Here is a 14,224-nt window from a genome sequence, read left to right as displayed (position 1 = left end):
AGGCTCCCGGGTCAGGAGGAGAAGGACACGGCGCCGGTGCCGATGTGCTGGCTGGCGTCGTAGGTGCCGGCGGGCACGGTCGCGAACCGCGCGTCGAGCTGGTCGAACACGTCCGCGTGGCCCTCGGCGGGGTCGTAGGCGATGCAGAACACGAACTGCGCCGGGGCACCCACTTCCAGGGGAATGGCGGGCATCGACACGATCACCCCCGTTCGGGTGGCCGGGTCGTACGTCAGGCCCAGTTCGTCGAGCGCGGCCAGGAACGCGGCGAAGCCGGGCACGGCCCAGGTGGGCGGGACGTGGTACTCGACCACCTGCCGCTGCGGTTCGGCGGCGACGTCGACGATGCCGTGGGCGATCGACTGGTAGATGTGCAGCGACCCGCTGACCTGGGCGTTGACCTCGGTGAACACCACCCGCCCGCCGGGCAGGACCAGGGCGTCCGCGCTCAGGTACCCGCGGTAGCCGAACGCCCGGTACGACTCGGCCAGGCGGGCGCCGCCGTCCAGCAGCGCGGCCCGTACCGGCTCGGTGACGCCGTCCAGGGGCACGACCTGGTGGCTCAGGCGGCGCCCGACGTAGAGCAGGCGGCCCGTCTCGGTGGCCCGGGTGCCCGCGTCTGAGACGTAGTGCTCGGAGTACACGGCATCGGCGCCGGGCGCGAACTCCTCGATGACGACCGGCCAGCGGCCTTCGCCGCTCGCCCACGGCCACCGCTCGGCCCAGTACGCGGCGATGCCGTCGACGCCCGGGGCCAGGTGGTGCAGGTGCCGGGCCCCGACGTGGTCCACGGCCATTTCCGGATCGCGCACGAGCAGTTGGTTGCCGACCCCGGCCCCGTTGTGGGCCTGCTTGACCACGACGGCCCCCGATGCGGAGCGCTCCAGCAGCGCGCCGGTCGCTTCCGTCGCTTCGGCGAGGCTGCGGCAGATGCGGCCCGGCAGGATCGGCACCCCGGCCGCCGCGGCCAGGGCCCGGAAGTTCGCCTTGTTGTTCCCGATCTCGCCGCCGCCCTGCCCGAAGAACGCCGCGCCCGGGAAGCGGTCGGCCACATCCAAGGCGTCGGCGAGCCGCGCCACGGCTGCCGACGGCCACAGCGCGAACACCTCCGTGACCGCGCCGGCCCCGGCCGGCGCGAGCGCGGCCCGCACCTGCTCCACGAACACGGCCTCGGTCAGCGAGGCGGGATCGAACAGCCTCTCGTCGTAGGCTCCGGCCGGTGCGACCAGGACGGTCAGCTCCTCGCGCTTCACGCCGGTGTGAGCCAGGGCGTAGTCGACGAACGCCGTGTCCGGCTCGCAGCACAGGATGAGCAGGTCACCGGGGCGGGCGAACCAGAACAGGCGCTGGGTCCAGGCGCGCATGTCGCCGCGCGCGCGGATCGAGGGATCGATGTGGTTGCCGATGAGGATGCGCACGGCGGACTCCTTCAAGACGTGGGCGGATACCCGGGCGGCCGGTGCCTCGCGGCACTGGGCAAAGGGGAAGAGATCAGGGATGAAGGAGGGTGGCGGGCAGCGTGTCGAAGGCCCGCATGGTCGCCGTGCGGCGCCGGACGCCGTCGTCGGCACCGGCCAGGTGCGCGGGGTGCTCGTTCAGGGCCGCGACCAGGGCGCGCAGTCCCGCCTGGGCGACGGTCGTACCGATGCAGGAGTGCGGCCCCCACCCGTACCCGAGATGCGGGTTCGGGGTGCGGTCCAGCACCAGCTCGTCCGCCCGCGTGAAGGCGGCGGGGTCGCGGTTGGCCGCCGCGAACAAGGTGACGACCTTCTGCCCGGCGGCGATCTCGACCGCGCCGATCCGGCACGCCCGTACCGCCGTGCGCGTGGTGCCCTGCACCGGCCCGTCGAAGCGCACCAGCTCGTCCACGCCCTTGGCCAGCAGTGCCCGGTCCCTCATCTGGTGCAGGGCCCCGGGGTGTGCGAGGAGGGTGTGCACGGCGTTGCCGACGGCGGCCGCCATCGTGCTGTAGCCGCCCTGGAACATCACCCGCGCGGTGTTCTTCACGTACAGCCGGGTGCGTTCGTCGGAGTCGGGGGCCGCGGCCTGCCGGACCCGGGCCAGCAGGCCGGGCCGGGCCGAGGCCGCGAACCAGGAGTCGACCAGGTCACTCAGCTGCTGGCGGGCGATACGGCCCGGCTCGACGAGCGCGGGGTTGAGGCCGCCGTCCATGCTCCGCATGATCGCGTCCGACACCGCGGCGAACTCCCCGTACGGCGGGGGCTCGACACCCAGCAGATCGGCCACGACCGCCACGGACAGCGGCACCGCGAACTCGGCCACCACATCGAACGGGCCGGTGCCGGCCAGCTGGTCGAGCCGGTCCAGCACCAGGCGGTGGGCGCGCTCCTCGATGCGGGTGAGGTCCTGGGCGCGCAGCGCGGTCATGAACAGGGAGCGCACCGCGCTCTGCTGCGGCGGGTCGAGCGTCTGCACGCTCAAGGACGACTCGGGCACCGTGCCCCCGGTTCGCCGCGGGTCGCGGGCGAACGTCTCGTGGTCGCGCAGCACCCGCACGCTGTCCGCGTACCGGGTCAGCGCCCACGAGTCCATGCCCTCATGCCAGAACACCGGCTCGCGCTCGCGCTGTTCGGCCAGCACCGGGTACGGGTCGCGCAGGATCTGCGTGTCCAAGGGGTCGTAGCGGTCGGTCACAGAGGGCATCGCGGTTCCTTCCAGAGCGGGGAGGGCGGGCCCGCCCCAGCGGACCCGCCCCGGATGCCTCGGGCTCAGTGGTCGTACGACATGGCAGTCCCCTTCCTCGGCGTTGACGGCGGCGGACGTCCCGCAGGGTGGCGAAGGCTCCGTTCGGCCCTCGCCCGACGGGCGGCCAGGTGCAGCCCGGCGGACGGGACAAAGGCCGTAGGGAACGGGTTCGTCACCGTGGTCCCGCCCGGCCGCGGGCGCCGGGCGAGACCACGACGAGTACAGCCCCCGGCCGGTCTCGGTGCCCAGACGCGCGCCCTATCCCCGCCCTATCCCCGGTCTGCCCGAACCGCTCCCCCTGGGGGCGGAGCGGGTGGTGCAATGGGCGGGTGGACGACGAAATCCGCCACCCCCTCGCGTACGCCAGGAACGAGCGCGGATGGTCGCAGGAGGAACTGGCCCGCCGTATCCGGCGGGCCGCCGAGCGCCGTGGCCTGCGCTCGGGCACCAGGGGGTCACGGATCTACAAGTGGGAGACCGGCCGGGCCACCCCCGACGAAGACGAATCCCAGCCGCTCATCGCCGAGGTCTTCGGCATCGACTACGCGGCCGTCGCCCATCTCGGCTGGCCCCACTGGCTCCCGAGCCAGGACAGACTGTTGCCGCTGGGCCCGCACAACGCCGTCCCCTCCCTCCGAGAGGCCCTGATGACCTCCCTGGACCGCCGTTCGTTCCTCGCCTACACCAGCGGCTCCCTGGCCTCTCTCGCCCACCAGTGGGCCATCACCGAGCCCGGCCGGTTCCCGCGCCTCACCGCGCGCGGCGAGGTCGATGCCGAGATGGTCACCTGGCTGGAGAACAGCGGCGCCGAACTGATCCGCCTCGCCACCGAGCGCCGACAGCACACCCACCGCCTGCTCGGCGCGCACCTGAGCGCCGTCACCCACCTCATCGGCGAGGGCCGCTACACCCGCCCCGCCGAACAACGGCTGCACACCCTGGCCGCCGCCCTCTCCCAGGCCATCGCCTGGCAGCACTTCGACGAACGCCGCCACGCCTCCGCCGGCCGCTTCTGGCACGCCGCACTCCACAACGCCCACGCCGCCAGCCAGCGCGACCTCGGCGCAGGCATCCTGTCCGACCTCGCATACCAACTGCTGTGGCTCCAGGACCCGCGTACGGCGGCCGACATCCTCGAATACGCCATCCCGCGCACCCGGCACCCCGCCGCGCGATCTCTCCTGCACCTGCGACAGGCCCGCGCCCTCGCCGTCCTCAACGAGGGCGGCCGGTGCCGCCGCGCCCTCACCGCCGCGGAGAAGGCCCTGGACACCCCGTCGTACGACCCTGCACCCGCCTGGTGTTCGTGGATGTCGCACGCCGACCTCGCGGCGGACGGCGGGCGCTGCCTCGCGGATCTCGGCCAGCGGCGCCAAGCCCACCAGCTGATGGACGAGGGCATCGCCCTGTTGCCCGCCACCCGCTCCAAGACTCGGTCCGTGTTCCTGACCTACCAGGCCGAGACCTACCTCCGGGACGGCGAACCGGAGATCGCCGCGGCGACCGCTACCCGTTCCCTGGACCTGGCCAGCCGGATCGACGCGCCCCGGTGCGTGACGATGGTGCACGACATCGAACCGGAGCTGTCGCGATACGCGCACACGGCCGGCGTCGGCGAACTCCTCGAACGACTCCGAGCCATTGGCTGAAGCTCTGTCACCGGCCGCCGACCCTCCTTGCGAAGCTCGAACGGATGGGCCACCAACGCGCCCGCCGCACATTGGCGATCTTCCCCGAAGGAGCAAGGGCCAGAGTTGCACGCGCGGTTACTCTCACAAACGGTCCTTTGCCCGAGCAAGATCGAATACAGGCCGTCGAAGATCGCCAAGACCTCGATCGGTTCGCAGAACCCGTTCTCACTCAAAAGCGGGACGGACCCCCTTCTGAGACTTGCATTGTGCGAAAATCCGGGCCCATGACGGACCCTCAGCAGCCTTCCCCGACCGACCGGTCGGACGCCGACGATGTCGAACAGCACTCCTGCCCGAAGTGTGACGCACAGCCCGGATCGCCGTGCCGCTCGCGCGGCGGCGCGGTCGCCTCCGCCTACCACACCCGCCGCTTCACCATGGTCCCCCGGCTGAAGAAGGCGCTGCGGGTGCCCACCCCCGCAGACCGCGGGCCGGGCCAGCCGTGGCGGCCCGGCACCCCGCCCCCGGCGCCCCTCGATCCGGACCTGCCGAGCGCGGACATCCGGATCGGGTACGCCCGCTGCTCGACCCTCGGCCAGGAACTCGACTCCCAGCTCGACGCGCTCACCCAGCACGGCATCCCCCGGGACAAGATCTTCAGCGAGAAGATCAGCACCCGCGTGCGGGTCCGCCCGCGGTTCGAGGAGGCGCTGCGGACGGCGCGGGAGGTCAAGTCGCACGCCCCGCACTGCCGGGTCATCTTCACCGTCTACGAGATGAAGCGGCTCGGCCGCGACGCCGCCGAGCTCACCGCGCTCGCCGACCACCTCACCGCCCACGGCCTGGTCCTGGAGATGCTCGCCGGGCCCCTGCCCGGCATCTACGACCCCACCGGCCCCGGCAAGCTGCTGTTCGCATTCTTCGCGGCCATGGCGGAGACCGAGCGGGAGAACATCCGCGAGTCCACGCTCGAAGGGCTCGACACCGCGGCCCGCAAGGGCAAGTACGGCGGCCGGCCGCCGGTCATCACCGACGACATGCTCCACACCGTGCTGCGACGCCGCGCGGGGGGCGAGTCCGTCGAGCAGATCCAACCCGACCTGATCATCCCCACCGGCAAGCGCAAGGGACAGAACCCCTCGGTGGCCAGTGTATACCGGGCCCTCGCCGAGCACGCCAAGCGCGAGGCGTACCCGGGGTCTGACCGAGATACGCGCCAAAGGGGCAACGAGATGATCTTGAAGCCTTGATCTGCTCAGATTTACGTGCGGCGGCGTGCAGCGGGGTCGCGTTCGGCGACGTGCCGGGCGACCGAGTCGACGCCGGGACGGGCGTACCGCTCCAGGGAGCGAACGGATGCGTGGCGGGAGCGGGCCAGCAGCATCGGGGTAGAGGTGCCGTCCTCCGCGTCGTATGTCAGGGCACTGTGACGTAGTCGGTGAAGCGTCCAGCCGTCCAGGTCCTCGATGTCGTCGGGTGAGGCGAGGGGGTTGGCCAGCAGCCGGGTGTTCTCCTCGAAGATCTCCTCAGCGCGGCGGTAGGAGAGCCGGGCCCGGCCGGTCTCCGGGCACACGTCGAGCGTCGGTGTTCCGGCCGGGGCCTTGCGGTCGGTGAGGAACAGCGGGCCGCGGGTACGGCGGGCGATGAGTCGGGGCAGTAGCTGGGCGGTGCCGGACTGCCAGTGAATCCACTCGGTCGCCCCGCCCTTGGCGGTGATCTTCCCGCGCTTGTCCTGCGGGTAGAGGTCTTCCACGTTGAGGCACAGCACCTCGTCGGCCCGGGCGGCGGACTCGTAGAGCATCTTCCACTGCGTCTTCTCCCGCAGTGCGACGTCGAGGCGCCACAGAGCGGTGATCTGGTTCTCCGCGAGAGCCTTGGTGCGGTCCGGCGGTGCTGGCCGCCGCTCGATGCCGATCGTCGGGTCTCCGTCGATCCAGCCCTGGCGTTGCCACCAGCCGATCGCCTTGCGTGCGATGGACAGTTCCCGGTTGACGGTGTCGGCGTCCATCTCGTCCGCCCGCGCTGCCGCCAGCTCCGCCAGGACCTCCGGCAGCGCCGGGTCGTCGATCGCGGCGACGGGGAAGACGGGCGGCTTCGCGCCCCGGCGGGCCGGACCGGTCGGCGCCGGTTCCCCGGCAAGCATCCACCCCCACGTCGTCAGCGAGATCCGGTAGATCCGGGCGGAGGACTTCGCGATGCCCGCGCCGGTGAGGTACCGCTCGACCGCCGCGGTGTACGACGACGGCGGGGCGGACAGGGGCATGACCCGAGCGTGCGGCAACCGAAGTGCGCCCCCGCTCCCGCGTTCGGTCGCCGGTTCGATCGTCACGCTGCCCCCGCCCTTCCGGCACTGCCGCAGTAAATGCGTACACCTCGCCCCGGCGGCTGGATTGGTCCGCCGCAGGTCGCGGTGATCACGGTAGGGGGTCTGTCGCAGTAAATCCGGCATTTACTGCGGCACCACTCTGGCAAGCCGTCAGGCGACAGAAGGCTGATAAGCCGACCCTGAAACGGAGCCCACCTCTACCGCCGCCCGCTACCCCTGTCGACCTTCATGGTGAACGCAGCCCCGATCATCACTCAGTGTTACACGCCCGTTCGCCTGGTAGCTGCATGAGAACGGGGCTATGCCGCCGTGCCGGTTGGCCTCTGCGCCGCCGGTCGGTGGGGCCACGGTGGTGTCGAGAAAATATGAAGGCCAGGTTTGCAAGGCTGACCTGCAAAGGGTAAGTTTAAGATATGAGTGAAGCTGAGAGCCGACCGGCCGAGGTGCCAGGTGTCCGTGAGACGGCCAATCGGCTGCGGATGGCCATCGGTGCGTTCAAGCGCCGTATCCAGGAGGTGACGACCGTTGATGAGCTCACCAACCCGCAGCTCACCGCTCTGTCCCGGCTCGACCGGCTCGGCCCGATGACGATCTCCGACCTGGCCAGGCGCGAGCAGATCACCCCGCAGGCGATGGGGGCGACCATCGCGAGCCTGGAGGAACTCGGCCTGGTCTCGCGCAGCCCGGACGCGACGGACAGGCGCCGTTCGACTCTGAGCCTTACCCCGGACGGTGAGGTGGCCGTCCACTCGGGACGCAACGCCGTGGTCGACAAGGTCACAGCGGTCCTCCAGGACTCCTTCGCCGACGCGGACATCGAAACCCTCTCCGCTGCGGCGCCCCTGATCGAGCGGCTCGCGGAACTCCTCTAGCACCAACTTCCCCGCACCACCGGGAGCCTTCATGCCCGCACCATCCGGGGCCCGCCCCTCCGTCGCGAACCGCGACACCGCGATCCCGCAGGAGCGCGCGTTCTCGTGGCGGTTCACCACACCGCTGTTCATCGGCTCGGCCCTCAACCCCATCAACAGCTCCCTGATCGCCACCGCCCTACTGCCGATCGCGCACGGCATCGGCGTGCCGATCGGCCAGACCGCGGCGCTGGTCACCGCCCTCTACCTGGCCAGCGCGATCGCGCAGCCCACCGCAGGCAAGGCCGCCGAGGTCCTCGGACCGCGCCGGGTGTTCCTGGCCGGGACCATCCTGGTCACCGCCGGCGGACTGCTCGGCGCACTCGCCCAGAACCTGATCACCCTTCTGATCAGCCGCGTCCTGATCGGACTGGGCACCTCCTGCGCCTATCCGACCGCCATGCTCCTCATTCGGCGCCGGGCGCACGATGCCGGACTGGACAAGCCACCGGGCGGCGTACTCGGCGGTCTGCAGATCGCCGGCATCGCCACCGCTTCCCTCGGCCTCCCGCTCGGCGGCGTCCTGGTCGGCGTGCTCGGCTGGCGCTCGGTCTTCCTCATCAATGTGCCGGTCGGGCTGATAGCCCTCGCCGCGACCCTCGTCTGGGTCACGCCCGATGGGCCGCTCAAGCACCCGCTCCGACTGCGCGAGGTGGCCGTCCGCCTGGACGTCGCCGGCATCACCGGGTTCGCCGCCGCGATGATCGCCCTGCTGCTGTTCCTGTTCTTCCTCCCCACCGCGCACTGGTACCTGCTGGGCATCTCCATCGTGCTGTGGATCGCCCTTGTGCTGTGGGAACTGCGCGCCACCGCCCCCTTCCTCGACGTGCGGATGCTCAGCTCCAACAAACCGCTCTCCAGCACCTACCTGCGCTTCGGCCTGGCCCTGCTGTGCCAGTACGTGGTGCTGTACGGCATCACCCAGTGGGTCGAGGGCGTGCGGGGCCTGAGCGAAACGCAGGCCGGCCTGCTGCTGCTCCCGATGACGCTGGTCTCCGGCCTGATCATCTCGCCCGTCGCGCGACGCAACCTGGTCCGCGGACCCGTCATCGCCGCCGCGATCGCCTGCGTGATCGGCTCGGCCGGGGTGCTCGTGCTCAGCGCATCCGCCTGGATCGGCTGGGTCGTGATCATCACTCTCTTCTTCGGCCTCGTGGTGGGTTTCGCCGCCGCGGGCAACCAGACCGCCCTGTACGCCCAGGCGCCGCCGGACCAACTCGGCACCGCCTCCGGACTGCTGCGCACCTTCGGCTACGTGGGCTCTATCGCCTCCTCAGCCATCACCGGACTCGTCTTCCACACCAGCGTCAGCGACCCCGGCGTCCACCTGATCGCCTGGATCATGATCGGCGTCAGCCTGGTCCTGCTCCTGGTCTCCGTCCTCGACCGCACCCTCCCGAGCAGGACCGCCGCGTAGAACCCCTCCACAGGGACCTGCACAGCGAATCGCCCGGTCGGCCAAGCCCAATCAACAATCAGCTCAGCAGAGAGAGAACGCACCCATGACTGACCCCCTCACCCCCATCGACACGGCCCGTACCGCTCTGGTGCTGATGGACTTCCAGCCCGGCGGCCTGGGGATGTTCCCGCACTCCGAGACACTGCTGGCCCGCGTCGGCGACGCGCTCGCCTGGGCCCGCAAGACACAGGTCCAGGTCTGCTTCGTGCGCGTCGCCTTCACCGAGCAGGACCACCAGGCAATCCCCCCGCACAACAAGACCTTCGCCTCCGTGGGACAGCACAAGCTCTTCGGCGCCGACACCCCCGAGACGCAGGTCCACCCCTCGCTGGACATCCGAGAGGAGGACCTGGTGGTACGCAAGACGCGCGTCGGCGCGTTCAGCACCACCGACCTCCACACCCGCCTGCACGCGCGGGGCATCGACACGCTGATCCTCGCCGGTATCGCCACCTCCGGCGCCGTGCTCTCCACCCTGCGGCACGCCGCCGACGCGGATTACCGCACCTTCGTGCTCGCAGACGCCACCGCCGACCCTGACGCCGAGATCCACCGGGTCCTGACCGAGAAGATCTTCCCGACCCAGGCCGACGTCATCACCACCCCCGACCTGCCCGCTCTGGCGGTCTAGCCAGGAGGTGTCACCCACATTTCTCGGGTGGTGGATCACAGGATGCGTCACCTCGCCATGAGCTTGTCTGACCCCGACGGCTTGTGCGGAGTTGTGATCAATACTGTGCTCCGAGGTGTCGCGGTCTCGCCCCTGGCCTTCGGCCTCATGATTGCCGCCCGGCGCTGCATCGCCCCCACCCGCACCTGACAGCGCACCACGAAAAGCGGCGCCCGAAGCCATAAGAGGTGGCTTCGGGCGCCGCTTCGACTGTACGGCCCGTGCTCGCGTGGGGAGGCGCGGTCGGGATCAAGCGGCCTGGCCGAGTCCATCTGCGGTGAGGTCCTGCTCGCGCAGCGGGGTGAAGTCGACGTCGAGTTTCGGGTCGTACGCGTCGGGCTGGATGCCGAGTTCGTGGGTGGAGTACTCGCCGAACCGGTTGATGTGTTCGGTCAGGTACGGCGAGATGTGGGCCAGGTCCTCCGGGTCGATCTCCCATCCCTCTTCCAGCAGTTGCCGCACGATCTCCGCGATGTCCAGGGCGTTGTGGAAGATCACCGCGTTCGTGAGCAGCGCGTTGAACTTCATCGCCTTCTCCTGCTCGATGGGGTCGTTGTCGGCGATGACGCCGCGGTTGCCGAAGCCGATCCACTGGGAGAACCGGTTGAACGACTCGACCTTGTTCGTTGCCGCCGTCACGCGCTGGCGCAGCGGCGCGTCCGACAGGTAGCGCAGGAGCTGGACGGTGCGGATGACGCGGCCGACCTCGCGGAAGGCGGCGTAGGTGGCGTTCTTCCTCGACCCCGACCGCAGCCGCTTGAGCAGCGTGGAGGAGGAGATGGTGCCCTCGCGGACGGAGACGGCCACCCGCATCAGGTGGCGGAACTGGGACTCGATCAGGTCGAAGTCGATGACGTTCTTGCCCGGCTCGCCGAACAGGGCGTCGATGTGTACGTACTCGCTGTGCTTGGAGGGCCGGTAGAAGGTCAGTTCTTTCCAGTTCCTGATCCTGGGCATCAGGTCGAAGCCCAGCAGGTGGGCGAGCGCAAAGACCGGGAAGCTCTGGCCCTGCGTATCCGCGTGCACCGTGGTCGGCTGCACCTCGGACGTGTTCTTCAGCAGGCCCTCGATGATGTAGACGGCCTCCCACACCCCGCACGGGATGAAGTGCGTGAACAGCGCGATGTAGGTGTCCGAGACGTGGTGGTAGGCGATGCCGCCCGGCTTGCCGTACCGGACGCTCGTCTCGGAGAGCAGGTTGTCGAGATAGGTGTCCATGTGGGTGCCGTCCGCAGCCACCGCGGTCCCGTCGCCCCACGCTTGCGAGATGTCGAGGCGGGCGTGCGCGTTCACCAGGTCGGCGATCGCCTCGTTCAGCAGCACGATCGAGAAGTGCTTGTTGGCGACGTACGACAGCTCGTGCCCGCTCACGCCGGGGATGTGCCGGGCGGCCTCGTACGGGCCCATGTTGGTGCCCTTGACGAACGTGACGATCACGTAGCGGCCCAAGGGGTCGGTGAGCTTGGGCTCGTTGCCCGACGGCGGGCCGAAGCGGCGCCACCACTCCACCCAGTACGCGGTCCGGGCCACGATCCCCATCAGGGAACGCTCCGGCATCCTCGCCTTGATCTCCTGCTCCAGCCGCTTCGCTGAGGGCCGCTGGCCGTCAGCCCGGTGCGCCTTCAGCGACGGGATGCCCGTCTCCGGGTCGATGACCAGGCCGTCGTTCTCCGGGTACCCGGCGTCCGCTGCCGCGGCAGCGTTTCGCAGCTTGTCCTCCAGTTGCCGGCGGAAGAACTTCGCGTCGAACTCGGCGCTCTCGCCCGCCACGCACAGGCCGACCTCCACCAGGTAGGACCCCAGCGTCTCCTGGACGACCTCCCAGGCCAGCAGCTGCTCGGACCAGTCGGCGTACTCCTCCGAGCCGACCACCGCGACGTCGCCGGTGCGCAGTTCCTCGGCGAGCGCGGTGAAGACCATCGCCTCGAAGTGCTTGCGGACGAACTGCCCGGTCCGGGTCTTGTCGAGGACGGCCTTGCGCCAGTTCTGGGTGGCGAAGGAGATGTCGACCTCCTTGCCCTCCTCGTTGAAGGCGGTGATGTACTCGCCGCGGGCCGCCTGGTGCCGCTGGGCGTGCGCGAGGGCGTCCAGCACCCGGCTGTCCTCGCTGGTCGCGGTGAACTTCAGCTTGTCGTTGTCGGCCAGGTCGAACATCACCGCCCGGTCCCGGCCGATCTGCCCGTACAGCAGCACTTCCCAGAAGTTGCCGTGGTGGGCGGAAACCTTCTCGATCTGCTCGTACTGCTTCGCGAATCCGCCGAAGCCGTCCACCGCGCGGGTGACCGCGCCGAACCCGCCGGCATGCACCACCTGCGCCTTCACCAGAGCGAGGACCGCCGGCGAGACCTTGCCCTCCAGCCGCGTCGCGACCTCGTCCACCGACGCCTCCTCGTCCAGGCCATCCAGGGCCTGGCGAACCTCGGCGGTCATGGCCGCAGCCTTCGCGAGCGCCTCCTGGGCCGGGCCGCCCTCGTCGATGTGCTTGAGCACGGTGCGGTAGTTCCCGATCAGAGACTCGACGATCTCCCGCTCGGCGAGCCGGATCTCCTCCAGCTCCGCCTTGGCCTTCTTGATCTTCGTCGCCACGCGCTTGCAGAACATCGTCGCGAGGTCGTCCCGCACCCGCATTCTCGCCTTGTGCGTCAGAGCGGCGACCAGCGCGATGCGTTTGACGGGGACGAAGTCCCGCAGCTCCGAGGCGTCCGCCGCGTCCGCCTCTCCGGCGAAGTCGGTGACCTTCCCCGCGGCGACTCCGTCCATCCACACGTCGGTGTCGCCGAGGTCGTCCAGCCATTCCAGACGCTTGGTCAGGTTCTTGAAGTGCGACCAGGTCGGGCCCTTGGCGGGCTTCTTCAGCCGGTTGAACAGTGTTGTCCCGTCGCTGTCGCGCTCCTCCAGCAGCCGCATGAGCCCCGCCCGCTGAGCGGCGCTCATGCGGTCGTGGATGCCCGTACGGATCGAGGCGTTCACCTCGGTGCGGATTTTCGAGGCCATCTTGTCGAAGGTGGAGAACCTCGGCAGCTCCAGTCCGGCCTCCACGACCTTCTCCAGCGCGATGTTGATGAGGTCCGCCGGGCGGTTCTTCGCCGCGGCCTCCTTGCGGATCGACTGCTCGACGATCTGCCGGGCCTTGGCCTGGTCGTACGTCACACCGGCCTGCTTGCGGACCAGGCCCCGGTGGTGCTTGGCGGTCCGCTCCGCCCGGTAGACCGGCAACGTGCCCTCCGGCAGCTCCACCGCGCGCCGGACGAAGTCCACCACCATCTCCGGGACGTCCTCCAGCGCCGGGAAGCATCCCATACGCCGGTACGACTTCAGCATCAGCAGCAGGGCCAGCAGATGCTCATCACAGTCCGTGGCATCGGCCGCCCACTCCAGCTCATCGCGGCTCGGGGAGAAGAACAGATGCAGCTCATGCGCGGTGATCAGCCGCTTGAACCGCGGATACGCAGTCCGTTCAATCGATGTCACAACCCACCCCAGGCCCCAGACGACGCTCAACATCACCACCAACGACACTGAGCCGAATGGGTGACGGCCGACGGCGCTCAAGGCTTCAAGATCATCCCATTGCCCCTTTGGCGCGTATCTCGGTCACACCCCTACCCCGAAGCCGTCGAGCAGGCCCACGCCGACCTCGCCGCCCTGAAAGCCGGCGAGGTTCCCGAGCCTCGCGGTACGAACGAGGTACCGCAGATGCTGGGAGCCGTCCAGTGATCCCCGCCCCTCACCGGATGAAGGGCGGCGCCCCGCTTCGCGGAGCACTGCCCGGACAGGTCGGGCCCTTCGGCCCGTACGGCGCCAACATGCGCGATCCTGGAGACATGGAGATCGAGGTCCTGGTCGTGCCGGACTGCCCTCACCAGCAGCTCGCTGAGGAGCGGCTGCGGCAGGCGCTGGACGATGCCGGGCTGGACACCACCGGCTTCACCACCCGGGTGGTCGCCGACCAGGCCGAAGCCGAGCGGTCCGCTTTCACCGGGTCCCCGACGATCCTGATCGACGGCCGTGACCCGTTCGCCGAGCCCGGCACCACACCCTCGCTCTCCTGTCGGATCTACCGCACCCCGCAAGGCCCGGCCGGGGCGCCCGGTCTCGACCAGCTCCGGCAGGCCCTCCACGAAGTCGCCGGCACCGCAGCCTGACCGCCGAGGAGCGGCACGACGCAGAGGACCCCGACGGTCAAGTCACCGCCGGGGTCCTCTGCTGTTCAACCCGACGGGGCTACAGCGGTTCCGCAGTGGCCAGCGCGTCGCGTAGATCGGCGGGAAGCGCGGGGTGGTCGCGCCAGACGACGCAGGTGTTCAGCATGCTCCGCCAGATCGAGCGGGCCGCCTCCGGGTCGGCGAACGGGCCGTCGAGGGCGTCCAGGAGCAGGCGGGCGTAGTGGTTGATGGCCTTGCCCAGGGTCTCCGGGACGCTCAGGGGGACCTGTCCCCGAGTGGTGGACACCTCTGAGCCCGGCCCCGGCAGGGGCCGGGCAGGAGGGATCTCTTATGGTGATGAAGGTCTACTCGCCCG

Annotated in this window: 11 protein-coding genes; 6 read left to right on the top strand and 5 right to left on the bottom strand. The window is 70.0% G+C overall.

What is annotated here, in order from left to right; translation table 11 throughout:
* Positions 1-11 precede the first annotated feature (11 nt).
* Together ACIRFL_RS20270 and ACIRFL_RS20265 are read right to left on the bottom strand one after the other, a co-directional pair.
* A complete protein-coding gene (locus ACIRFL_RS20270; RefSeq protein WP_404030138.1) occupies positions 12-1,418 on the bottom strand; it encodes a peptide ligase PGM1-related protein in 1,407 nt (468 codons plus the stop codon).
* Positions 1,419-1,491: 73 nt separating this feature from the next.
* Positions 1,492-2,664, bottom strand: a complete 1,173-nt coding sequence (locus ACIRFL_RS20265; protein ID WP_404030137.1) for a cytochrome P450 — start codon at positions 2,662-2,664, stop codon at positions 1,492-1,494.
* Positions 2,665-3,035: 371 nt separating this feature from the next.
* Here ACIRFL_RS20265 and ACIRFL_RS20260 point away from each other — a divergent pair, with 371 nt between their 5' ends.
* Entirely contained in the window at positions 3,036-4,355 is a 1,320-nt protein-coding gene (locus ACIRFL_RS20260; RefSeq protein WP_404030135.1) for a helix-turn-helix transcriptional regulator, read from the top strand.
* Between the two features lie 266 nt (positions 4,356-4,621).
* On the top strand, positions 4,622-5,587 hold the full coding sequence (locus tag ACIRFL_RS20255) for a recombinase family protein (protein ID WP_404030133.1): 966 nt from the start codon (positions 4,622-4,624) through the stop codon (positions 5,585-5,587).
* An 11-nt stretch (positions 5,588-5,598) separates the two neighbouring features.
* On the opposite strand, the gene ACIRFL_RS20250 is transcribed toward ACIRFL_RS20255, so the two are convergent.
* A complete protein-coding gene (locus tag ACIRFL_RS20250; protein ID WP_404030131.1) occupies positions 5,599-6,600 on the bottom strand; it encodes a tyrosine-type recombinase/integrase in 1,002 nt (333 codons plus the stop codon).
* A 476-nt stretch (positions 6,601-7,076) separates the two neighbouring features.
* On the opposite strand from ACIRFL_RS20250, the gene ACIRFL_RS20245 reads away from it, so the two are divergent.
* The 3 genes from ACIRFL_RS20245 to ACIRFL_RS20235 all read left to right on the top strand — a co-directional run bounded on the left by ACIRFL_RS20245 (position 7,077) and on the right by ACIRFL_RS20235 (position 9,664).
* Complete coding sequence (locus tag ACIRFL_RS20245) at positions 7,077-7,535, top strand: MarR family winged helix-turn-helix transcriptional regulator (RefSeq protein ID WP_404030130.1); 459 nt, start codon at positions 7,077-7,079, stop codon at positions 7,533-7,535.
* Between the two features lie 31 nt (positions 7,536-7,566).
* Positions 7,567-8,991 carry an MFS transporter gene (locus ACIRFL_RS20240; protein WP_404030128.1) on the top strand — a complete coding sequence of 475 codons (1,425 nt, stop codon included), beginning with the start codon at positions 7,567-7,569 and terminating at the stop codon, positions 8,989-8,991.
* Between the two features lie 85 nt (positions 8,992-9,076).
* Entirely contained in the window at positions 9,077-9,664 is a 588-nt protein-coding gene (locus tag ACIRFL_RS20235) for a cysteine hydrolase family protein (protein WP_404030127.1), read from the top strand.
* 288 nt (positions 9,665-9,952) lie between these two features.
* On the opposite strand, the gene ACIRFL_RS20230 is transcribed toward ACIRFL_RS20235, so the two are convergent.
* Complete coding sequence (locus tag ACIRFL_RS20230) at positions 9,953-13,174, bottom strand: Tn3 family transposase (RefSeq protein ID WP_404030125.1); 3,222 nt, start codon at positions 13,172-13,174, stop codon at positions 9,953-9,955.
* Positions 13,175-13,416: 242 nt separating this feature from the next.
* On the opposite strand from ACIRFL_RS20230, the gene ACIRFL_RS20225 reads away from it, so the two are divergent.
* Positions 13,417-13,848: a DsbA family protein gene (locus ACIRFL_RS20225; protein ID WP_404030123.1), complete on the top strand. Its 432-nt coding sequence runs from the start codon at positions 13,417-13,419 to the stop codon at positions 13,846-13,848.
* A gap of 79 nt (positions 13,849-13,927) precedes the next feature.
* Here the strand turns inward: ACIRFL_RS20225 and ACIRFL_RS20220 are convergent, their stop codons facing one another.
* Entirely contained in the window at positions 13,928-14,155 is a 228-nt protein-coding gene (locus ACIRFL_RS20220) for a hypothetical protein (RefSeq protein WP_404030121.1), read from the bottom strand.
* Positions 14,156-14,224: the final 69 nt, after the last annotated feature.

It is taken from the genome of Streptomyces sp. NPDC102462 (genome assembly GCF_044765425.1).
GTDB lineage: Bacteria > Actinomycetota > Actinomycetes > Streptomycetales > Streptomycetaceae > Streptomyces.
This window is presented reverse-complemented; position numbering and strand designations above follow the sequence as displayed.

Coding starts and splice junctions, on each gene's coding strand:
- ACIRFL_RS20265 (WP_404030137.1), bottom strand. CDS start 2,664: ATGCCCTCTGTGACCGACCGCTACGACCCCTTGGACACGCAGATCCTG.
- ACIRFL_RS20255 (WP_404030133.1), top strand. CDS start 4,622: ATGACGGACCCTCAGCAGCCTTCCCCGACCGACCGGTCGGACGCCGAC.
- ACIRFL_RS20250 (WP_404030131.1), bottom strand. CDS start 6,600: ATGCCCCTGTCCGCCCCGCCGTCGTCGTACACCGCGGCGGTCGAGCGG.
- ACIRFL_RS20245 (WP_404030130.1), top strand. CDS start 7,077: ATGAGTGAAGCTGAGAGCCGACCGGCCGAGGTGCCAGGTGTCCGTGAG.
- ACIRFL_RS20240 (WP_404030128.1), top strand. CDS start 7,567: ATGCCCGCACCATCCGGGGCCCGCCCCTCCGTCGCGAACCGCGACACC.
- ACIRFL_RS20235 (WP_404030127.1), top strand. CDS start 9,077: ATGACTGACCCCCTCACCCCCATCGACACGGCCCGTACCGCTCTGGTG.